20 protein-coding genes and 1 tRNA gene are annotated in these 20932 nt (G+C 40.8%); 4 read left to right on the top strand and 17 right to left on the bottom strand.

Translation table 11 applies throughout. The annotated features are described in order from the left end of the window. Positions 1-9: 9 nt before the first annotated feature. The 14 genes from M2R47_RS00105 to ppsA all read right to left on the bottom strand — a co-directional run bounded on the left by M2R47_RS00105 (position 10) and on the right by ppsA (position 14293). A complete protein-coding gene (locus M2R47_RS00105; protein WP_335341969.1) occupies positions 10-549 on the bottom strand; it encodes a restriction endonuclease subunit S in 540 nt (179 codons plus the stop codon). A gap of 1 nt (position 550) precedes the next feature. Next, on the bottom strand, positions 551-1255 hold the full coding sequence (locus M2R47_RS00100; RefSeq protein ID WP_283162880.1) for a restriction endonuclease subunit S: 705 nt from the start codon (positions 1253-1255) through the stop codon (positions 551-553). Between the two features lie 182 nt (positions 1256-1437). After that, positions 1438-2994: an HsdM family class I SAM-dependent methyltransferase gene (locus M2R47_RS00095; RefSeq protein ID WP_249097326.1), complete on the bottom strand. Its 1557-nt coding sequence runs from the start codon at positions 2992-2994 to the stop codon at positions 1438-1440. 64 nt (positions 2995-3058) lie between these two features. Then, entirely contained in the window at positions 3059-3322 is a 264-nt protein-coding gene (locus M2R47_RS00090) for a hypothetical protein (protein WP_249097323.1), read from the bottom strand. 208 nt (positions 3323-3530) lie between these two features. Next, positions 3531-4220, bottom strand: a complete 690-nt coding sequence (gene pyrF, locus M2R47_RS00085) for an orotidine-5'-phosphate decarboxylase (protein ID WP_249097321.1) — start codon at positions 4218-4220, stop codon at positions 3531-3533. Then, positions 4220-4588, bottom strand: coding sequence for a lipopolysaccharide assembly protein LapA domain-containing protein (locus tag M2R47_RS00080; RefSeq protein WP_249097320.1), 369 nt, complete (start codon positions 4586-4588; stop codon positions 4220-4222). Before M2R47_RS00080 ends, pyrF begins: the two co-directional genes overlap by 1 nt. Positions 4589-4640: 52 nt before the next feature. Next, on the bottom strand, positions 4641-4940 hold the full coding sequence (locus M2R47_RS00075) for an HU family DNA-binding protein (protein ID WP_249097317.1): 300 nt from the start codon (positions 4938-4940) through the stop codon (positions 4641-4643). Positions 4941-5212: 272 nt separating this feature from the next. After that, positions 5213-6886, bottom strand: a complete 1674-nt coding sequence (rpsA, locus tag M2R47_RS00070) for a 30S ribosomal protein S1 (RefSeq protein WP_249097315.1) — start codon at positions 6884-6886, stop codon at positions 5213-5215. A 223-nt stretch (positions 6887-7109) separates the two neighbouring features. After that, positions 7110-7796 (bottom strand): (d)CMP kinase, encoded by a 687-nt coding sequence (gene cmk, locus M2R47_RS00065; protein ID WP_249097314.1) that lies wholly within the window; start codon positions 7794-7796, stop codon positions 7110-7112. A gap of 26 nt (positions 7797-7822) precedes the next feature. Further along, positions 7823-8449 carry a tRNA adenosine(34) deaminase TadA gene (tadA, locus tag M2R47_RS00060; protein ID WP_249097312.1) on the bottom strand — a complete coding sequence of 209 codons (627 nt, stop codon included), beginning with the start codon at positions 8447-8449 and terminating at the stop codon, positions 7823-7825. A gap of 26 nt (positions 8450-8475) precedes the next feature. After that, positions 8476-9210, bottom strand: coding sequence for a uracil-DNA glycosylase (gene ung, locus M2R47_RS00055; protein ID WP_249097750.1), 735 nt, complete (start codon positions 9208-9210; stop codon positions 8476-8478). Positions 9211-9218: 8 nt separating this feature from the next. Continuing rightward, the gene (locus tag M2R47_RS00050; RefSeq protein WP_249097310.1) at positions 9219-10121 is read right to left on the bottom strand and encodes an RDD family protein; all 903 of its coding nucleotides are present in this window, start codon (positions 10119-10121) and stop codon (positions 9219-9221) included. A 312-nt stretch (positions 10122-10433) separates the two neighbouring features. Next, positions 10434-11633, bottom strand: a complete 1200-nt coding sequence (locus M2R47_RS00045) for an MFS transporter (RefSeq protein WP_249097309.1) — start codon at positions 11631-11633, stop codon at positions 10434-10436. A 296-nt stretch (positions 11634-11929) separates the two neighbouring features. Further along, on the bottom strand, positions 11930-14293 hold the full coding sequence (ppsA, locus tag M2R47_RS00040) for a phosphoenolpyruvate synthase (RefSeq protein ID WP_249097306.1): 2364 nt from the start codon (positions 14291-14293) through the stop codon (positions 11930-11932). A gap of 303 nt (positions 14294-14596) precedes the next feature. Here ppsA and ppsR point away from each other — a divergent pair, with 303 nt between their 5' ends. Beyond that, positions 14597-15478 (top strand): posphoenolpyruvate synthetase regulatory kinase/phosphorylase PpsR, encoded by an 882-nt coding sequence (ppsR, locus tag M2R47_RS00035; protein ID WP_249097303.1) that lies wholly within the window; start codon positions 14597-14599, stop codon positions 15476-15478. 90 nt (positions 15479-15568) lie between these two features. Continuing rightward, complete coding sequence (gene sthA / locus M2R47_RS00030) at positions 15569-17149, top strand: Si-specific NAD(P)(+) transhydrogenase (RefSeq protein WP_249097302.1); 1581 nt, start codon at positions 15569-15571, stop codon at positions 17147-17149. A gap of 35 nt (positions 17150-17184) precedes the next feature. Here sthA and M2R47_RS00025 read toward each other — a convergent pair whose 3' ends face one another. The 3 genes from M2R47_RS00025 to M2R47_RS00015 form a co-directional block, all read right to left on the bottom strand. Beyond that, positions 17185-18213, bottom strand: a complete 1029-nt coding sequence (locus M2R47_RS00025; RefSeq protein ID WP_335341966.1) for a mechanosensitive ion channel family protein — start codon at positions 18211-18213, stop codon at positions 17185-17187. A gap of 199 nt (positions 18214-18412) precedes the next feature. Then, positions 18413-19669 carry an aminotransferase class I/II-fold pyridoxal phosphate-dependent enzyme gene (locus M2R47_RS00020; protein WP_249097300.1) on the bottom strand — a complete coding sequence of 419 codons (1257 nt, stop codon included), beginning with the start codon at positions 19667-19669 and terminating at the stop codon, positions 18413-18415. 79 nt (positions 19670-19748) lie between these two features. Continuing rightward, positions 19749-19898 carry a hypothetical protein gene (locus M2R47_RS00015; RefSeq protein WP_249097297.1) on the bottom strand — a complete coding sequence of 50 codons (150 nt, stop codon included), beginning with the start codon at positions 19896-19898 and terminating at the stop codon, positions 19749-19751. Positions 19899-20124: 226 nt separating this feature from the next. On the opposite strand from M2R47_RS00015, the gene msrB reads away from it, so the two are divergent. Beyond that, positions 20125-20550, top strand: coding sequence for a peptide-methionine (R)-S-oxide reductase MsrB (gene msrB, locus M2R47_RS00010; RefSeq protein WP_249097295.1), 426 nt, complete (start codon positions 20125-20127; stop codon positions 20548-20550). Positions 20551-20820: 270 nt separating this feature from the next. Continuing rightward, a tRNA-Val gene (locus M2R47_RS00005) sits at positions 20821-20896 on the top strand. Positions 20897-20932 lie beyond the last annotated feature (36 nt).

The raw sequence follows: 20932 nt of genomic DNA, 5'->3' as shown, positions 1-20932 counted from the left end.
TATTTGCAATCATAACCCGCCAATTGCTTTTTCATACGCTTGCAGCTCTCGCTTGGTATAAAGCACCAAATCTTTGATCACCAACTTTTGAATGGCTTTGATAAAGGTCGTCATATAATCAAAATCTATTTGGTTGTGTTTGGTTGGCAATTGAATAGAAGTATTATTCATTTCGTTTCTATTAAACTTAGCACCATAACTATATTTTTTATCAGTTACAACTCTTACTGATGAAATAATAAAGTGAGCAATAAACCTATTAAAGTTATTAAATTTTGGCACTAAATGTTGAATATGTGAGTAACCGATAAAATTCTTTTCTTGGTAAAACATGGTATCTGCTCCAATTGTTGTATCAGAACAAGTTATTGAGTTGCCATGATTATTTGCCAAAAGATTAGAACAACCCATAACACCATTATCAATAGACGAATTGGAAACAACAGGCACGCTACCATTACGAGATAAAATCTCGTCATTTCTTAATTTATACCATTTTGTCGGAGAAACATTAAACAAATCCCCAATCCGATAACTGCCCCAAACAATATCACCCCCCCAGAGCTTTTAATTCGTCATCTGTCAATTCATAGCTTGAAAAACCTGTAATATCAAGGTACAATTGTAGCTCCCGCAGCCTTTCTTTTTGTAGCTCCCGCAGCCTTTCTTTTTGTAGCTCCCGCAGCCTTTCTTTTTGTAGCTCCCGCAGCCTTTCTTTTTGTAGCTCCCGCAGCCTTTCTTTTTGTAGCTCCCGCAGCCTTTCTTTTTGTAGCTCCCGCAGCCTTTCTTTTTGTAGCTCCCGCATATAGTTTTCCATATAGTCAAAAGCCAGTTCACTATTTATTATTGGTAATTGAATTTTTGATTGTTTTAAACTCCCTTCACTAAAACTACTACTTCCCCAACTAAATAAACCAAAAGATTTTTTCATTGCGGATATTAAAAATTGGCTATTTAGTTTATTCAATTTGCCGTTTTTAAGTGAAAACACTTTTATTTTATCGCCTGTAAAATACGCATTTTCTTGATAAAACATTGTTGCGGTATCTTGACCAAAACTAATCGTACTGCCATTGTTTAAATATTTAGTATCTTCGTTTGTATAACCACGAATGCCGTTATTTTTATCGCCACGAGCAACATAAGGATAATCGCCACCAAAAGTAATTTTGTTGGCATCAAATTTCTTTTTTGGCGTATTAATGTTAAAAATATCTCCAATCAAGAACTCTTTCCACTCTCCCCCACTTTTCAAAAATTCATTTTCCAATTTTTGTAAAGCAGGGGTTAGACCTTTCCCAAATCATCGTCTTTTTGATTTTGCAATATTTGCGACACTTCCCAACTCAAATAATCTGCCACCGTCTTTTTAAAATCGGCAAGCGTGGGTTTGGTGTCTATCTTTTTGTGTTGGTCAAAATTCCAGTCATTGCCATTTCAAGTAATACAGCTTTCTATATAAATATCGTCCAAATCCCAAAGTTTATCATCAACCTTGGCGTTTTTGCCTGCTTTATAGATTTTAATAATATCTTGATAACGCTGTGTCGGATTGTCAATTTCTTGCAAGCTTCTTTCGGTGCGTTTGTAGCCGTCATTTCTAAAATCAATAAACTTAACAGGCACATCACTATCGTGCGGTGTATGGGCTTTAAAGATATAAATAGAAGTTTGCACGCCTGCCATTGGTTGAAATAAATCAGTAGGCATTTTGATACTGGCAATTAAGGTGTGTTTGGATAAAATATCGGTATTGGATTTAATCGCCTTACCACTACCTGCACTGTCTTGAATAATAATCGCCCCCAGTCCGCCTTTTTGCATTTTATCAAGCCCATAAGCGATAAAGGGCATACCGTTTTCATCATAACTAAATGGCGGATTTAATAAAACACGGTCGGCATTAAACGCACTAAACAGCTCTGGTGGACGATTAAATGCACTGCCTTTTTCTATCTTGCTAGAACCGTCGCCACGCAATATCATATTGGTGGTAGCAAGCGTGTACATCTCAGCGTTTAACTCTATGCCCAATAATTGCTCTGTCTTGATTTTTGCAATCAGTTCATTGGCGTTGGTGGTATTTTTGCCGTATTTGGTTTCGGCTTGTTCTATCATAAGCTCCATTGCCGAGATTAAAAATCCTGCCGAACCTGTGGCTAAATCCATTACTTTATTATCAATACCGATATTTAGTATTTGTGCCATCATTTTGGTAACATAAGGCGGTGTTAGCACAATGCCAATTTCTTTACCGTCTCCCAAGGCATATTTTAAAAATTCTGAATACATCTCGCCCATAATATCAATATGCCCTGCAAGTCCGTCAATGGATTTATAGATATATTCATAAATAAAGCTAAATATTTGTTTGGTGGGGCTTGCTTCTTCTTGCAAAAGATTGCTAACTGCCTTGTCGTTTTTGATAGGTTCGTCCCTTTGACTGTCTTTGGCAATTTCATTAAAACTTGCTAACATCAATGATTTTTTGTTTTCATTGATTTGTTTATAAGTCAAAAATTCATTGATTTGATTAAAAATCAATATGCCATCTCTTTTATTGGCGGTTTGAAATCCTTTTAAATCATTAGGCGTTAATCCGTCAATGATATTGCGATTGCTGTCTTTGGTGTCCTGCATGGCAAGGAGCATTCCAGAAACATACAGCACACGCTGTGGGGCGGTAATATTGTGATTGTGCATGAGTTTATTTAAAGCTTTGGCATAAGATTTTAATACCACTTGGCTATTGATTAAAATGCGGTGCTTGTCATCTTCTGTCAAAACCGCATTTTTATAAAACTCACCAAAGGCTTTTTGATTTTCCAAAAAGTCAAATGCAGTGCAAGTTTCTATTAACTTAAACGCATTTTCGCCACTACCAAAGACATAATACACTTGTATTTTGACATTATTATAATTATCGCCAGCACAACCAATGGGAATCACTTCATCGTATTTATGGCTGGCAATGATGTTACGAGCATAATACAACGCCCCATTGACCGCAAAATTGGCAATGGATTTGTCATCAAATTTTACGCCGTCTTTGTTTTCGCTAACGAGCTTTTATGGATAATTTATTTTCAATAATAACAGGGATAATTTTATCTTTTGGTTTGTATTTTTCAAGATGAAAATCAGGCTTGCCAAAATTGGTTTTATTGGCAGTTTTGGCTGAGCCTTTTAGGGCTTCTTTTAGACAGTCCGACATACTGCTTTCAACATTATAATCGGTGAGTTTTTTTAGTCCTAATTTTTCTAATTGGCTTTTGACATAGTCATTGACATCATCTTCTAATTTCCACGCTAAAGTTTGCATATTTTTACCCTAATAATTCATCTTTAATAAAATAATTTATGACTCATATATTGGCTCTTTTATATTGTACAACGCACAATCCATCATATCTAAAAATGGCACCAACCCAACCATCTCATAACAATCAAGCAATAGAAACTATTTTTAACTTATATGAATAAAACCCCGCAAGTCATCTTGCAAGGTTTCTTAAAATCATCAAACAAGCCTATCTCTGTGCCAAAATCAGCTGCAACTTTTCTTTCGGATCAGTAGCGGTCGTGATGGGGCGACCAATCACCAAATAATCTGAACCATTCGACAGTGCTTCTTTTGGTGTGCAAACCCTCTGTTGATCATCCGCACCATCGTCCACTAAGCGAATACCTGGAGTAATTAATTTAAAATCCGCACCCAGTGCTACTTTTAGCTCTTTGGCTTCTTGAGCGGAACACACCACGCCATCAAGTCCTGCCTGCTTGGTCAAATTTGCCAAGTGCAAGACTTGCTCTTTTGCTGTACGCATGATACCAAGCTCACGCAAATTAGCATCTTTCATTGAGGTCAGTACCGTAACAGCAATCAATAGCGTGTCATACCCTGCGTCCAAGAGTCTTTGCTTACACAAACGCATTGTATCAGAGCCAACGCTGGCATGTATGTTTGTCATCCACACACCCATATCAGCAGCCGATAACACCGCTTGGGCAGTGGTATTAGGTATGTCATGGAATTTTAAATCCAAAAACACCTCAAATCCACGGTCATGAAATGCTTTAATGACCTGATTTCCACAGGCAGTAAATAACTCTTTACCAACCTTCAAACGGCATAAGCTAGGATCTAACAAATCCGCCAATGCCAATGCTGATGATAAATCATGCCTGTCTACCGCAACAATGATTGGAGAATTCATCATCAATCTCTTAATGTGTTTTGTAGATGATTTGGAGTAACAGTCTCTACCACCACAGTTTGTGCTGCAAGGGATTCTGCTTGCTGAGCAAGTTTAATATTAGCTTCCGTCAATTGGGATTGAGTCAGCTTCAACTCTTTACTCAAACGACTGATTTCCCATTTATTTTGAAAAACTCTGAATACCAAAAGTGCCAGCAACATACCCAATACCAATCCTAAAGCAATGGTAATGATAAGCAACAAACCCAAGTTCATTGCTGGTACATCAGAAAATATCAGATTCACCGCCACTTCTCGGTTGTTAATCAACACCAAGCCAATGGCATAGGCACAGACAGCGGCCAGTAAAACAATTAAAACAATGTGCATGACTTTCTCTAATTGACTTAAATTTACAATAATACTCTATGCGAATGAATGCTCAATCATTGATGGCATTGACAGCCTCTCTTAAAGCTTTGCCTGGCTTAAAGTGTGGCACCGCCTTCGCCTTGACAACAACAGACTCTCCCGTACGCGGATTGCGAGCACTTCTGGCATTACGATGATGTAGGCAAAAACTACCAAATCCACGCACCTCCACACGCCCATCATATGTCAAGCAATCGACCATCAGCCCAATAATTTCACGCACCGCCCGATCGACAACAGTCTCTTCAATGCCATCACATGCTGACGCCAAGTTTGAAATCAAATCGGATTTATTAATCGCTTGATGCATATGTCTCACCTTAAGCTGATAAAGATACCATATCTTTCATAAAAAGCATACAATGTATTTTTCGCTTTGTATTAATAATGATGATGGTAAAAAAATTCGGTATGAATAAATGAGCTTTTACCAACTTTCATCAATTCATCGCATATTTTACCATAGTTTATAAAATTTTTTATAACAGATGTGAAAAACTTATACAGTAGCGATACAGCATTCTGTATAAACATGAAAAAGAGCGGAAATATACCGCCCTTTTTTCATGTCTCAATGAAAGATTAGCCTTTTAGCTGATCTGCAAAGATATCACCTAAAGTCTTAGGTTGATTTTCAGCCGCAGCGTTTGACAGTTCTTTGATTGCTTGACGCTCATCAGCTTCATCTTTTGCCTTCACTGACAAAGTGATGCTACGAGATTTACGGTCAACACGAACAATTTTAGCTTCCACTTCATCGCCAATGTTCAGTACTTTAGAAGCATCTTCAGTACGCTCACGAGCAATGTCAGCAGCAGCCAAATAACCTTCTACTTTATCAGCCAAAGTAATGACAGCACCTTTAGCGTCCACTTCTTTTACTGTGCCTTTAACGATGGCACCACGGTCGTTTGCCAATAAATATTCGTTAAATGGATCAGAATTCAACTGCTTGATACCTAAGCTGATGCGATTGGCTTCTGCATCTACTTGCAATACCACAGCTTCTACAGTATCGCCTTTGGTGTAGTTACGGATGGCCTCTTCCCCAGACTCTGTCCAAGAGATGTCAGAAAGATGTACCAAGCCATCAATGCCACCTTCTAAACCGATGAATAGACCAAAGTCAGTGATTGACTTAATGGTACCAGAGATTTTATCACCTTTGGCATGGTTTTTATCAAACTCTTCCCATGGGTTTGGCATGGTTTGCTTAATACCCAAGCTGATGCGACGACGCTCACAGTCAATCTCAAGAACCATCACATCTACTTCATCGCCTACCTGAACAACTTTCGATGGGTGAATGTTCTTATTGGTGTGATCCATCTCAGACACATGCACCAAACCTTCGATACCTTCTGCGATTTCAGCAAAGCAGCCATAATCTGTTAGGTTGGTCACACGAGCTTTGGTGATTGTACCCACTGGATAAGTCTTCTCAACCTCGCCCCATGGGTCAGAACCAAGCTGTTTTAAACCCAGAGAAACACGGTTGCGTTCACGGTCAAACTTCAATACTTTAACTTTCAGATCTTGACCAACTTCCACCGCTTCTGACGGATGCTTGATACGCTTCCATGCCATGTCAGTGATATGTAATAGGCCGTCAATACCGCCCAAATCAACGAATGCACCATAGTCAGTTAGGTTCTTAACGATACCATTAACTTCCATGCCTTCTTCTAGCTTAGCAAGCAACTCATCACGCTCAGCTGAGTTTTCAGCTTCCATCACAGCACGACGAGACACAACGATGTTATTGCGTTGTTTATCAATCTTAATGACTTTAAACTCAAGCTCTTTACCTTCTAGGTGAGTCGTCTCGCGTACTGGACGCACATCTACTAATGAACCTGGTAGGAATGCACGCACAGAACCAATCTCAACAGTAAAGCCACCTTTAACTTTAGAAGAGATAAGACCAGTAACGATTTCGTCATTTTCATGAAGCTGTTCAAGCGCACGCCAGCTTTCTTCACGCTTCGCTTTTTCACGAGAAAGAACGGTTTCGCCCATGCCGTTGTCAACTTTCTCAACAACAACATCAACTGTATCGCCAATAGCAACTTCCAGCTCACCAGCTTCGTTCAAGAATTCAGAACGAGCGATAAAACCTTCTGATTTAAGGCCAGTATCAACAGTGATGCGCTCATTGTCGATGGCAACAACAGTGCCAGAAATGACAGCACCAATCTCAACCTTAATTTCATTGGCGTTGCTTTGTTCAAACAGTTCAGCAAATGATAAATTCATTAGTAATACCTTAAAATTAGCCGTAGTCTGCCAGCTCAGTACGGTTCAAGTGATGTGCATCATTAAGAAATGCTGGTTTTTAAGCTTAATAACAACACAGTAGATAAAATTTTACCAATTATATCACACTATTGATAAGATGGATAGTGTTTTATACCACCCCTTTAAATGGGACTGAGGTGAGTGTTGCCACACATACAGCATGCCAAGATTAACCACCCAATCATCGCTGAGAGTTAACAAAATCCAACACCGTGGCAAACACTTCATCTGCCGATTTGTCCGAACTGTCAATCACTAAGGCATCATCAGCAGGACGACTTGGAGCAGCCAAGCGATTTTCATCTCTTTCATCACGAGCGATAATCTCTGCCAAAATGACATCGTAATCAGCATGCTTGCCAGCATTGTGCAGTTGCAATACCCTTCTATCGGCCCGAGCTTTAGCACTTGCCGTCAAAAACACTTTGGCATTTGCCTTAGGAAAAATCACTGTTCCCATGTCTCGACCATCTGCAACAAGTCCCGTTTTGCCCTTTGCCATATCTTTTTGTAAAGATAATAAGGCTGTACGCACTTTTGGCAAGACCGCCACTTTAGAGGCATATCCACCCACAGTTTCATTACGAATGTCATCAATCAAATACCGATCATTGATGAGAATTTCCACCGTTTTTGTGTCATGATTTAGACAAAAAGACAAGCTCAAAGAGTCGATCAACTCCGCCACTGCGTTCTCATCAATTTTTTCATGATCCAATAAACCATTTTGGTAAGCAACCAACCCAACGATGCGATACAACGCACCACTGTCTAATAGCTCAAAACCAAAATGCTCAGCCAATCGATATGCCACCGTCCCCTTGCCTGCACCAGATGGACCATCAATCGTAATAATAAAAGCTGTCATACACCATCTCTTTTAATCGCTATTATTTAATGAGTATTTTTTGATTGTTTAGCACGGCGTCTTTGTTTAAAAAAATCCTGCAATAATTGCCCAGACTGCTTCGCCATCAACCCGCCTTCTATCGTCAGATAATGATTAAAATAAGCTTTATTTGCAAAATTTTCCTGACTAATCACCGAACCTGATTTTGGTTCCATAGCAGCAAACACCACCCTATCAAGACGACTGTGTACGATTGCCCCTAAGCACATGGTGCAGGGCTCCAGGCTAACATATAGCGTACAGTCTTTTGGTAAGCGATAGTTATCAAAATAGACACACGCTTGCTGTATGGCATTCATCTCAGCATGAGCGATCGGATTTTTTGTACTAATGGGGCGGTTAAAGGCCTGTGAGATGAGTTGGTCATTTTGTACAATCACCGCCCCAACAGGAACTTCACCAAGTTTGGCACCTTGCCTTGCCATATCTAGAGCAATGCTCATAAAATGACCATCACGCTCATCGAACTCTTCATCAGACTTGATGAATACTTGGTTTACGCGTTTTAAAAAATTATTTTTAGCACAAAACAAATCGTTCGATGGGTGTTTTAAGAAATCTTCATCGGTCTGAATCTTTTGCTGGTCGAAATGATCATAATACTCACACATGATTAAATTAACATCTTAAATCAACATCATTTTGGCAATGCCCAATCAATCGGCGATTTACCAAATTTTATCAAGTATTCATTAGTCTGAGAAAATGGTCGACTGCCAAAAAAACCACCACGATTTGCCGAGAGTGGAGATGGGTGATTGGCATTTAAAATCAAATGGCGAGAAGCATCAATGAATCGCCCTTTTTTCTTAGCATAACTGCCCCATAGGATAAAAACCGTCCGTTCGGTTTTTTTATTGATGACATCAATCACCGCATCTGTAAACTCTTCCCAGCCACAATTTTGATGGCTGCCTGCACGCCCATTTTCCACCGTCAAAGTTGCATTGAGCAACAAAACGCCTTGATTTGCCCAGTGTGTCAAATCACCATGTGGCGATATGGGAATGTTTAAATCATTCGCCAGTTCTTTTAAGATATTTTGAAGACTTGGCGGTTTGGGAATGATTCTTGGCACACTAAACGACAAACCCATTGCCTGCCCTGCTCCATGATAAGGGTCTTGCCCAAGTATGACGACTTTTACCGATGATAATGGGGTGGTGTTCAAAGCATTAAAAATCAATGACTTGGGTGGATAAATGGTCTTACCCTGTGCATATTCATTCCGCAAAAACGCACGCAAATTATCCATTATGGGGGACAGCAGAACATCAGATAGTGCCATTTTCCAGTCATCAGGCAACTGCACTTTATCCAATACGGCAAGCTGCTGCGGCGTGAATGCTGCCATCAAATCCATCTGTATCATTCCCACTTTCACTGTTTTTTATTAAGTTGATCTGGAGATGCTTTGACAACCACCGTCTTAGCGATTCTATCGTGCCACCCTTGCTTTTTATGATCAGATGCTGCCATGAAATAATGAACACCCAGCAATAAAAAAGCAATATTAAACGGCAAAACAGACGCCAGCCAATAAATCACCACCAGCAACATCGTACGCATGCCCAGTAAAGAACCCAAAGAAGGTAACTGACCAGTTTTTGCATCAAGCACACGAATGCCAGTAACCAGCTTGCCAAATGACTGCCCACGCATGACGATTAACATCAACTGCACAATAAAAAACCCACCCAACAGTAACAGCGTCATCGTCGTTACCTGGCTTGGAAGCTGCTCAGCCAACTTTTTAGCATAAGCCATGCGAGCTTCAAAGCTTCCCGTGGTCATCAGCTGACGATCAGGATTCAACTTCATCAATCCTGAAATAAACGGCATGAATGCAACAAGAAATAAAGTCATGTTAATTGCCAATGCCAAAAAACGACTGCCGATAGATGCGTACACAGTTTCAGAGGGATGATGAACCTTACCATTCAATGAATTTGATGGGTTTGGTTTGGCTGGGTTGATTGGCTGACGACCATACAACTCATCAACACTCACACGCTTATCTGCGTGTGTTTTGAACTCAACATTATCGCCAAAACCACGCTGAATTGATGGCTGGGCTGACTGATTGGCTGACTGCAAATTGGTGGTGTTTGGCTGGTAACTTAGTTGACCACCAGTAACATCGCCAATTTTTTGCCAACCATTCATTCCCGAATGCCACATCAAATCATCAAGAACCACCGCTCCTGATGAAAGCATGATATTGACCTCTTCGAGTGTGTATGGACCTGCTTGAACTTTATTTCTAGCTAAAAAAATTTTCATTTTACTGTCGTCATGATGAAATTTTTTTATTTTAAACGAAAATGTGGCAAGTTACAATCATTGAATGTGAATTTTCTCAATGAACAAATTTCGTCTGATGCTGATTTGTTTTCTTAGTTTTTCATTTAATGCCATGAGTGCAGGATTGATGAAACATAACAAGTTAAATTGATTGCTGATATGACTTGAATGATGTATTGCACCCCTACCCATCATGACATATTTAAACAACATTGATTTGGTGATGACAATCCAAAAAAAACAGTTGAAATGACCTTCCGTCATGACGGTGCATCACACCTTACACCAATACTATCTTTTTATCAATAACTTTAACAAAAAAATAATCGCCATATGAACAGCTGCCAATACTGCACAATATAAACAAATCTGGGCATAATCTGCTATATTTTTTGGTACAATCCATAAACTTGTAACCAATGAACCAACAGCATCTCCTGCCAAAAAAGCAGTTTGGGTAAAACCCAAAGCCATCGCCAAAGTTGCTTTATCAAGAAATTCATATTCTAATACTTCTTCAAAAGATGAAGATAATCCAGTAAATGCACTTCTCGCCAAAGTTGCTAACACCAGCACCCAAAGAGCCAAACCATAATACAAGCCAAAAGACATTAGCAAAAAAGACAAAATATAGCCTATCATTGCAACAAAAAATCCAATAAAAGGCATATTTTTAAATTTGTTATTATATTTCAATAATAGCATATTTACCAAAATAGACATAACGGTCGTCATCAGATAAATAAATACCGACTTAGATTCGGAAACACCATACTCCACAAACATCAAAATCAAGTAAGGCTTAAATAAACCAACATAAAAACCAACAACAAAATTAGATAAAATAAACAAAATAGTAGATAAGGTTAAAATATTTTTTATGGATATTTTTTCTTTGGGCTTAATTGCTACCTTTTTCAATTTATCGAACTTAATATTCTGATAGGCAAACACACTTGACATAAAAACAAAACCGCCTGCCATTAACAATAACCAAAAATAAATAGAACCAAATACATACACCGCCAACGATACAAGACCCGTCCCAACCAACATAGCAATATTGACAATCATAGAACGCATTGCGGTTAATTTGGTGGTATTCTGGGTACTGTCTTCAGAAATTTGTAGAACCCAAGAGCGATTGGCGAGAATGGCAGTAGATGCACCAACACCTGCGATTATTGCCGTCATAACCGCAATGACTGGGTGCGTAAATACCCGCATAGATAAAGCAAGGGCGTATAATAATAAAGCAAATAACAAGGCTTTGGCAAAACCAATTTTATCTACAAACATTCCATAAACAAAAGAAAACACCCCTGTTACCGCCATAACCGAATATGCCATTCCGTAGGCGGAGATGGCGTTTTCATTTTTAAAATAAATTGGCATAGAAGCCAGTGATATTGCCATACCCATCTGAAAAAAGAGCATAAAAAAAGCATACCGCTTTACATTTGGGTTAGCAAAAAAAATTTCTTTAATCATAAAAAACTCTTGTTTAAAACAAATGAGATGCTGTTACTAGAAAGTTCAACCAATACTAATGAGAGATCATCATTCATCAGATGAGATCAAATTAAAATTATGCTTACCCAAGCCCAATTTTTAACAAAGTCCCTGATAAAATAAAAAAGCAATAAGAATTTTGACATCATGATTAATGACAAATTCCAGTTTTTTAATTTTTATCGTCAAATTGATTAGTTATTGCATAAAAAAATCCTGCAAATCCTATTGAGTTAGTAGAAAATAGGATTTGCAGGAAGTTAGTAAAGCCTGAACTATTTATTCTGCCCTAAAAACAACCAAGTATCCAGCACTGTATCTGGATTTAGTGATACTGAGCTGATGCCCTGCTCCATCAACCAGCGAGCAAGATCTGGGTGATCTGAAGGCCCTTGACCACAGATGCCCACATACTTACCCTGCTTACGACAAGCATCAATCGCCATGCTAAGCAATTTTTTGACCGCCGCATCTCGCTCATCAAACAAGTGTGAGATGATGCCACTATCACGATCAAGCCCCAAGGTCAGCTGCGTCAAATCATTTGAACCAATGGAAAAACCATCAAAATAGGCTAAAAAGTCATCAGCAAGCAAGGCATTGGTTGGCAACTCACACATCATGATGATTTCAAGACCATTTTGACCACGCTTCAAGCCATTTTTTTCAAGAAGTTCAATGACTTGTGCAGCTTCTGTGGTGGTGCGTACGAATGGAATCATGATTTTGACATTTGTCAAGCCCATCTCTTCACGCACATATTTCAATGCACAGCATTCAAGCTCAAAGCAATCACGGAAATTTTCTGAAATATAGCGGCTGGCTCCACGGAAACCAAGCATTGGGTTTTCCTCATGTGGTTCATAAAGCTTACCACCGATGAGATTGGCGTATTCATTAGATTTAAAATCACTCATACGCACAATGACAGGCTTATCGTCAAATGCCACAGCAAGGGTTGAAATGCCTTCAATGAGTTTATTGACATAAAATTCCACAGGAGAATTATAACCTGCCATACGCTCAAATATTTGTAGGCGAGTCTCTTGTGGCAGACTGTCGATATTTAGCAACGCCTTAGGGTGCACACCAATCATGCGATTGATGATGAACTCCAGTCGAGCCAGACCCACTCCTTCATTTGGGATTTGTGCAAAGTCAAAAGCACGATCAGGATTGCCAACATTCATCATCACTTTAAAGGCAAGCTCTGGCATGCTGGCGATTGAATTTTTTTGTACTTCAAAGTTTAGTAAGCCTTCATAAATAAAGCCCGTATCACCCTCAGCACATGACACCGTTACCGCTTGACCATCTGTCAGCACTTCTGTGGCATTACCACAACCGACAATGGCTGGCACACCAAGCTCTCGTGCGATGATTGCTGCATGGCAAGTACGACCGCCACGATTGGTAATGATGGCAGAAGCACGCTTCATCACAGGTTCCCAGTCAGGATCTGTCATGTCAGAGACAAGCACATCGCCATCTTGCACCTTACTCATTTCATTGAGACTGTTGACAATCCGCACCTTGCCTGTACCGATACGACGACCAATCGATCGACCTTCGCAGAGTACTTTTTCGCCTTTTGAAGGAATGACATAACGCTCAACACTGGTCTTATCCTGACGAGATTTGACAGTCTCTGGACGAGCTTGCACGATGAACAGCTCTCCTGTATCGCCATCTTTCGCCCATTCAATATCCATTGGGCATCCATAGTGCTTTTCAATGATGACGGCTTGCTTAGCTAAGCGAGTAAGCTCATCTGTAGTAAGTGCAAATTGTTGGCGGTCAGCCTTGTCCACATCCACAATCTTAGTAGAACGCTTGGTTGTACCTTCATCACCATAGATCATTTTAATCTGCTTAGCACCAAGATTGCGACGAATCACCGCAGGGCGATCTGCTGCCAGGAGTTTTTTTGATAAATAAAACTCATCAGGATTCACCGCTCCTTGCACCACCATCTCACCTAAGCCATAGCTTGCCGTGATGAACACCACCTCATCAAAGCCGCTTTCGGTATCTAAGGTGAACATCACGCCACTTGTGCCAGTCTCTGAACGCACCATGCGTTGCACACCAGCAGACAATGCCACGCCAGCATGCTCAAAGCCTTTATGGACACGATAAGCAATCGCACGATCATTATAAAGACTGGCAAAAACCTCCTTGATGGCAATCAGCACATTATCAATACCACGAATGTTCAAAAAAGTTTCTTGTTGCCCTGCAAAAGAAGCATCAGGCAAGTCCTCTGCCGTCGCACTTGAACGCACCGCCACCGCAACATCCTGTCCATCTGTTAGCTCGTGATAGGCATTGCGAATTTCTGCTTCTAAGTCTTGTGGCAACTGTTGAGCGATGACCCAACCACGCACCTTAGCACCGACTTCGGCAAGTTTTTCAACATCGTTCACATCCAAATCTTTAAGTTCGGCATTAATTTGCTCAAGCAAGCCAGTTTCGCTCAAAAAACGATTAAAAGCGTCAGCAGTGGTGGCAAAGCCATTTGGCACAGACACGCCCACACCAGCTAAGTTACTGATCATCTCGCCCAGTGATGAGTTTTTACCACCGACGATTTCCACATCGTTTTTACCAAGTTGACTAAATGCAATGACTTGGGACATAGGTCCACCCCTTACAATTTGATGAAATTATTGACAAATTATAGCGATAAATGAACTTATACTCAATGTTATTTTTTATAAAAATACTTAATATTTTATTGATGAATGAATTTAAATGCGACGACCATCAACCAAAGCCTAGTAAATGCTGTTATTTTTAAATGAACTGCTGACACAAACGACTGCCAATGATGTGTCAAGATGGCTAATTTGCAAATATCGCTTAAAAATGGGCATTTTTATGCTATACTGATGCATGCTCATCGTTTCGTTAATGCATCAGCAAGGACAAGGAGAAAGCTCATGTATGTCCATACTCCGACACCGAGCCAAAAAATATCAGACAAATCAGATTCGCTCACAGCACCATTGCGTAGTGCGTTTTTTATCTCTGATGGCACAGCGATTACCGCCGAAACCCTAGGGCGTTCATTACTTAGTCAATTTGGCAATGTCAAATTTGACATCAAGGTCATTCCTTATGTAGATACCATTGAGCTTGCACACCAAGCAGTCATGCGTATCAATGACGCACACCGCTTATCAGGATTAAAACCACTGGTTTTTGACACCATCGTCAGCGATGAGATTCGCACCATCATCAATGCGGCAACAGCAACCAACCTAGATATCTATGAAGGTCTTATCAACCGCATTGCCACAGAAATCAATGAAATCCCCAACCCGCACACAGGCATGGCACATGGTGATGTGGACTCAGAAGATTACAAGGCACGCATTGATGCGGTGCATTACGCCTTGGATAATGATGATGGAGCACGCACCAATCATTATGACGGTGCAGACATCATCTTGGTTGGACTGTCTCGCTCAGGAAAGACACCAACCTCACTATATCTGGCACTGCAATTTGGTATTCGTGCTGCAAACTACCCCTTAACCGAAGATGACCTTAATACCAGCAACCTTCCCAAGGTGTTGCAGCCCTATCATCACAAATTATTCGGTCTGACGATTGACACCGAGCGTTTGGTACGCATTCGCCAGGAGCGTAAAGCTGGCAGTCGCTACGCCTCACTTGCTCAATGTCAAGAAGAACAACGCGCCATTCAAGCGATTTACACCACTCAAAAAATCCCCAATTTAAATGTGTCAGAGATGAGTGTTGAGGAGATTGCTACTCGTATTTTGCAGATGACAGGCATGACCAGACGCATCATTTGACCAAGCTTAGACATCTTAACTACTTGATGATTAAGGCACATCACTTCTTTTCATGCCAATCTATTCATAATTAAGAAATAAGGCCAATCCATGACCAAAAAAATCACGACGAATACAGCAGATGCCATCAATTCAGATGGGCAGCCAAACACGCCATCAACAGAAATTCCCACACAGCTTTATGAGCAAGCTGATACCGATCTCATCCATCAAGCATTAATCAGCCCATTAGATGGGCAACGCATCGCTCTACACACAGAAGCACACAATCAACCGACAAAAAAGCACAGTTATGAATATGATGCCATTGTATTAGGTGCTGGTCCAGCAGGCGAAGCGGCGGCGATGAAGCTTGCCAAATCAGGTCAAAAAGTCGCCGTCATCGATCCTAGAGATCAAGTCGGTGGTAACTGTGCTCATGTTGGCACCATCCCAAGTAAGGCATTACGCCAATCCGTATTTAATATCATTGGCATGCGTCGAGATCCGCTATTTAGCTCTTTTACTGACAACCTACAAGTACCACTCAATAAAGTACTCAGTAAAGCTCGTAATGTCATTTTAAACCAAGTCAATACCCATCGCTTATTTTATGAACGCAATCGCATTGAAATCATTCAAGGCTGGGGCAGTTTTTTAGATGCACATACTCTTCAAGTAGAATCGTCAGAAGATGGCACCAAAAAAACTTTAACTTTTAATCAAGCAGTCATCGCTGTCGGCTCTCGCCCCTATCGTCCCGATCTGTTGGATTTTGACCATCCTAGAGTATTTGATTCAGATAAAATCTTACAGATGGATTATGTTGCTCGTAAAATCATCATCTATGGTGCAGGTGTGATTGGTTGTGAATATGCCTCAATTTTTACAGGCCTTGGTTATGTTGTTGATTTGATTAATAATAAAGATCAGCTGCTAAGCTATTTGGATGATGAAATCTCCGATGCACTGTCACACGATTTTCGTCAATTTGGCGTACGCATTCGTAACAATGAAGAAATTGATCGCCTAGAAACACATGATGACTGCGTGGTATTGCATTTAAAAAGTGGCAAAAAAATCAGATCAGATGCCATACTTTGGTGTAATGGTCGTTCAGGAAACACCGACAGCCTTAACCTGGAAGCCATTGGTTTAAAAGCCAACAGCCGTGGTCAGCTTGAAGTAGACAAGACCTATCGAACCAGCCTGCCGAACATCTATGCTGCTGGTGATGTGATCGGCTGGCCATCTTTGGCTTCCGCCGCTTACGATCAGGGTCGTAATGCCGCTGGCTTTATGGTTGGTGATGAACAGGCTGAATTCATCGACAGCGTACCGACAGGCATTTATACCATCCCAGAAATTTCTAGCATTGGTGCAACTGAGGAGGATTTGACACGAGAGCAAATCCCTTATGAAGTTGGTCAAGCATTTTTCAAACACTTGGCGCGTGCACAAATCATCGGTGAGCGTTCTGGATTTCTTAAAATTCTTTTCCACCGAGAGACTTTGGAAATTCTTGGCATCCACTGCTATGGCAATCACTCCTCTGAAATCATTCATATTGGTCAGGCAGTGATGAAATGTGGTCATACATTAGAGTATTTCATCGCCACCACTTTCAATTACCCTACGATGGCAGAAGCGTATCGTGTGGCGGCATTAAACGGTCTAAACCGCATCTTTTAGATGACAAAAAAGCCTCAATGATTGAGGCTTTTTAATTATTTAACAATATTTCTGCGCTCTTTTAGTAATTCACTCAATTCATCAAGACCCTCTAGATGCAGCGTGCGATTGGGGAAAGGAATGTCTACCCCATGATCATCAAACGCATATTTGATGCGTTCCAACAAATCGCACTGCACGCCAAACCAATCCTCATTCTGCGCCCAGACATACAAAGTCATGTCCACCGAGCTGTCGGACAAAGCTGTCACACGCACCAAAGGCTTGGGTTCTTTTAAAATAAGATCATGTGCATCAGCAATCATCAGCATCACTTCGCGTGCTTTTTTGATATCACTATGGTAACCAATACCCACCACGACATCAACACGACGAGTAGGCAGAGATGAAAAGTTCGTACTAGAACTGGTCATGATGTCGCCATTAGGAATGATGACTTCATGATTGGCTGGCGTTTTAATGCGCGTATTGACCAATGTGATGTCAAGCACCGTACCTACATGCCCACCCACCTCAACATAATCACCTCGTCCAAAAGGACGGAAAATCACAATCATCACGCCAGCAGCCAAATTGGATAATTGGTCTTTTAATGCCATACCAATGGCAACTGCCACCGCACCAAGCACCGCTACGAATGAGTTCGTATTCACACCCAGCTTATTGAGTGCTGCTAAGGTTACTGTTACAAGCATTAACCCATACAGCAGATTGTTTAGGAAATTAAGTACCGTTTGGTCAAGATGTGTTTTTTGTAACGCATGATTCACCAGCTCCAAAATACGCTTGCCAACCCACTTTCCCACAAAAAAGATGAGTAATGCCAAAATCAAGTTAATGGTAATTGCCACACTGTTATGGAGCAAATCAGTAATGTCAATCGGCACGCCCAAAAACTGCAAAGCTTGATTGGTACCATCTTCCAATCCGTCAACAGTAGCATTTGCTATATCTTTGGCAACTTCCTTGCCTGATTGGGCAACTTGCTTTAACTCTTGGGCAGTATTCACCACCATTTCACCGCCCACTGACTGCAACACTCTATCTACCATACTCACACTCATCAACGAAAATTGCCATTGTATCTTATTTTCATTAAAAATTCATCTTATCGCATCATGAAGCACGCAAATGCTGACGGAATGACCATTCGATCGCATCACTCACATAAAAAGCATGAAAAATTACGGTGGTGTACAACGCCCAAAACAATCATCATAGGATCAATGCTGATTGGTAAGCACGAATGCCCAAAAGCCCCAATCATACAGTACCAAATTTTTTACGCTGATTGGCAAAAAATCTGTCCAGCCGATCCATCGCATCTTCCAAATCAACAAGGTTTGGCAAAAACACAAGGCGAAAATGGTCAGGTTTATCCCAGTTAAAGCCTGTGCCTTGAACCATCAGCACTTTTTCTTGAATGAGCAGGTCCATCATGAACTGCATGTCATCATCGATTGGGTAAATATCACGATCAATCTTAGCAAAGCAATAAAACGCCCCTTGTGGCACAGTACAACTAATGCCCTTGATGGCATTTAAGCGAGACACTGCCAAATCTCGTTGTTTACACAATCTGCCTTGCGGTGCGGTCAGTGCTTGCATGGATTGATAGCCGCCCATTGCAGTTTGAATGGCGTATTGAGCTGGCACATTCGCACAAAGACGCATGCTTGCCAACATGCCTAATCCTTCTATAAAATCACTGGCATGGTCTTTTTTGCCAGAAATCATCAGCCAACCAGAACGATAGCCTGTAATACGATGCGATTTGGAAAGACCACTAAAAGTCAAAATCAGCGATCTGTCAGTGATGGTGCACATTGGCGTGTGGCTTGCCCCATCATACAAGATGCGATCATAAATCTCATCAGCCATGATGACAAGCCCATAAGCATCCGCCAAATCAGCAATGCGTTTTAAGACAGCATCCGAATACAATGCTCCTGTTGGATTATTTGGATTGATGACAACAATACCTTTGGTTCGTGCAGTGATTTTACTTTCAATGTCTGCCAAATCAGGCTGCCAGTCCATTTCTTCCACACAGCGATAATGTACAGCTCTGCCACCTGCCAAATTCGCCGCAGCTGTCCAAAGTGGATAATCAGGCATGGGAATCAGCACTTCATCTCCTTCATCCAGCAGTGCTTGCATGACCATGACAATAAGCTCACTGACACCATTGCCAATGAACACATCGCTCACATCAGTAGCTGATAACAAGCCCTTAGACTGATAGTATTGTAAAATTGACTTACGAGCGGCAAAAATACCCCGAGAGTCAGAATAGCCAGAAGCATTGCACAGATTCATCGCCACATCTTTAACAATTTCATCAGGCGGCAGCAGGCCAAATGGTTCAGGATTGCCGATATTCAGCTTGATGATGCGTTGCCCTTCTGCCTCCATGCGATTGGCGGTCTGCAGCAGACTGCCACGGATGTCGTAGCACACTTTATCAAGCTTGGTAGATTTTTTTAAAATTTTAGCAGTTTGTTTGTCTAAATGATTCATTTGCTTTACCCATAGGTCTATCACGCATCAATTTTTTGTTGATTTTAATTGATTTACTGGCTTTTGGCACTTAATTTATTCAAGCATTGCCCAGTCGCATTCTTAACAGTTGGTATTTTACGACTTGTTCACACAAACCCTCTGTTAAGATTTTTAGTGAGTTGATGAACAAAAGCTTAATCACTGATGCAACTACCGATGTATCAACCACAATGGTAAAGCACCGCATAACAACAGCCAGCAGTCATTAAAAAAATGGGCAAATTTTAGGCAAATCACATAAAATTTGCAAGCCATTTCCAATCAAATCAAAACACAAAAGCATGGCAACAGTCAAAAGATATGCATTGACATCATAAAAAAACCGCCATTTTTCAAAACCCCTTGTATTTAGCATTCATCATGACCATTTAGTTATTTACTCCTCTTATTCATCAAATCCATCAAGGATCATCATGCCAACACCAAAACCAACACTAAGCAAAGAAGCCATCTGCCAAATGAGCGAGGCGGACTGGCAGGCTCGATTAAGCCCAGAGGTGTACCATGTGCTGCGTCAAAAGGGTACCGAACCCCCTTTCACTGGGATTCACACCGACAGCGATGCCGATGGCATCTACCGTTGTCAAGGCTGTCATGCCGTATTGTTTGATAGCATGCACAAATTTCACTCAGGTTGTGGTTGGCCAAGCTTTGATCGTGCCAAGACTCCCACCGCCCTAAGCAGGTCGCTGGATTTATCACATGGCATGCGACGCATTGAGGTAACTTGTAGTAATTGCGGCGGGCATTTAGGTCATGTATTTGATGACAATCACATCACGGACACAGGTCTTAGATACTGCATCAATTCAATCGCCCTTGATTTTCAAGCACGATGAATTGAGGACACTCACATGGCCACACCAAAGAACACACACTTCACCATCTTAACAAAGTGAGTGTGATAAAATCATACACACAGCTTAAAAACATCATTAAAAAATGATCATGAAATAATTATGAAAATCAATGAGTTATAAAATATTTCATATTTTTTTAAAAAAAATGTTTGACATGAGATAAAAACTCTATATAATACGCACCACAACGAACGAACACAGCAACTAAATTAGAATTTAATTTAGCTGGTTTGAAAGTTAAAAGAACATGGGCGGTTAGCTCAGTTGGTAGAGCGTCTGCCTTACAAGCAGAGGGTCAGCGGTTCGAATCCGTTACCGCCCACCATGTTCGCAGCGGTAGTTCAGTTGGTCAGAATACCGG

Source organism: Moraxella oculi, assembly GCF_023336735.1.
Taxonomy (GTDB): domain Bacteria; phylum Pseudomonadota; class Gammaproteobacteria; order Pseudomonadales; family Moraxellaceae; genus Moraxella; species Moraxella oculi.
The sequence above is the reverse complement of the archived record's forward strand: the minus strand, read 5'-3'. Positions and strand labels throughout refer to the sequence as shown.

What these genes read in the sequence shown, in the direction of transcription:
- M2R47_RS00090 (WP_249097323.1), bottom strand. Translation starts at nt 3,322, where the DNA reads ATGCAAACTTTAGCGTGGAAATTAGAAGATGATGTCAATGACTATGTC.
- pyrF (WP_249097321.1), bottom strand. Translation starts at nt 4,220, where the DNA reads ATGATGAATTCTCCAATCATTGTTGCGGTAGACAGGCATGATTTATCA.
- M2R47_RS00080 (WP_249097320.1), bottom strand. Translation starts at nt 4,588, where the DNA reads ATGCACATTGTTTTAATTGTTTTACTGGCCGCTGTCTGTGCCTATGCC.
- M2R47_RS00075 (WP_249097317.1), bottom strand. Translation starts at nt 4,940, where the DNA reads ATGCATCAAGCGATTAATAAATCCGATTTGATTTCAAACTTGGCGTCA.
- rpsA (WP_249097315.1), bottom strand. Translation starts at nt 6,886, where the DNA reads ATGAATTTATCATTTGCTGAACTGTTTGAACAAAGCAACGCCAATGAA.
- cmk (WP_249097314.1), bottom strand. Translation starts at nt 7,796, where the DNA reads ATGACAGCTTTTATTATTACGATTGATGGTCCATCTGGTGCAGGCAAG.
- tadA (WP_249097312.1), bottom strand. Translation starts at nt 8,449, where the DNA reads ATGTGTGAGTATTATGATCATTTCGACCAGCAAAAGATTCAGACCGAT.
- ung (WP_249097750.1), bottom strand. Translation starts at nt 9,210, where the DNA reads ATGATACAGATGGATTTGATGGCAGCATTCACGCCGCAGCAGCTTGCC.
- M2R47_RS00050 (WP_249097310.1), bottom strand. Translation starts at nt 10,121, where the DNA reads ATGAAAATTTTTTTAGCTAGAAATAAAGTTCAAGCAGGTCCATACACA.
- M2R47_RS00045 (WP_249097309.1), bottom strand. Translation starts at nt 11,633, where the DNA reads ATGATTAAAGAAATTTTTTTTGCTAACCCAAATGTAAAGCGGTATGCT.
- ppsA (WP_249097306.1), bottom strand. Translation starts at nt 14,293, where the DNA reads ATGTCCCAAGTCATTGCATTTAGTCAACTTGGTAAAAACGATGTGGAA.
- ppsR (WP_249097303.1), top strand. Translation starts at nt 14,597, where the DNA reads ATGTATGTCCATACTCCGACACCGAGCCAAAAAATATCAGACAAATCA.
- sthA (WP_249097302.1), top strand. Translation starts at nt 15,569, where the DNA reads ATGACCAAAAAAATCACGACGAATACAGCAGATGCCATCAATTCAGAT.
- M2R47_RS00025 (WP_335341966.1), bottom strand. Translation starts at nt 18,213, where the DNA reads ATGAGTGTGAGTATGGTAGATAGAGTGTTGCAGTCAGTGGGCGGTGAA.
- M2R47_RS00020 (WP_249097300.1), bottom strand. Translation starts at nt 19,669, where the DNA reads ATGAATCATTTAGACAAACAAACTGCTAAAATTTTAAAAAAATCTACC.
- M2R47_RS00015 (WP_249097297.1), bottom strand. Translation starts at nt 19,898, where the DNA reads ATGCGGTGCTTTACCATTGTGGTTGATACATCGGTAGTTGCATCAGTG.
- msrB (WP_249097295.1), top strand. Translation starts at nt 20,125, where the DNA reads ATGCCAACACCAAAACCAACACTAAGCAAAGAAGCCATCTGCCAAATG.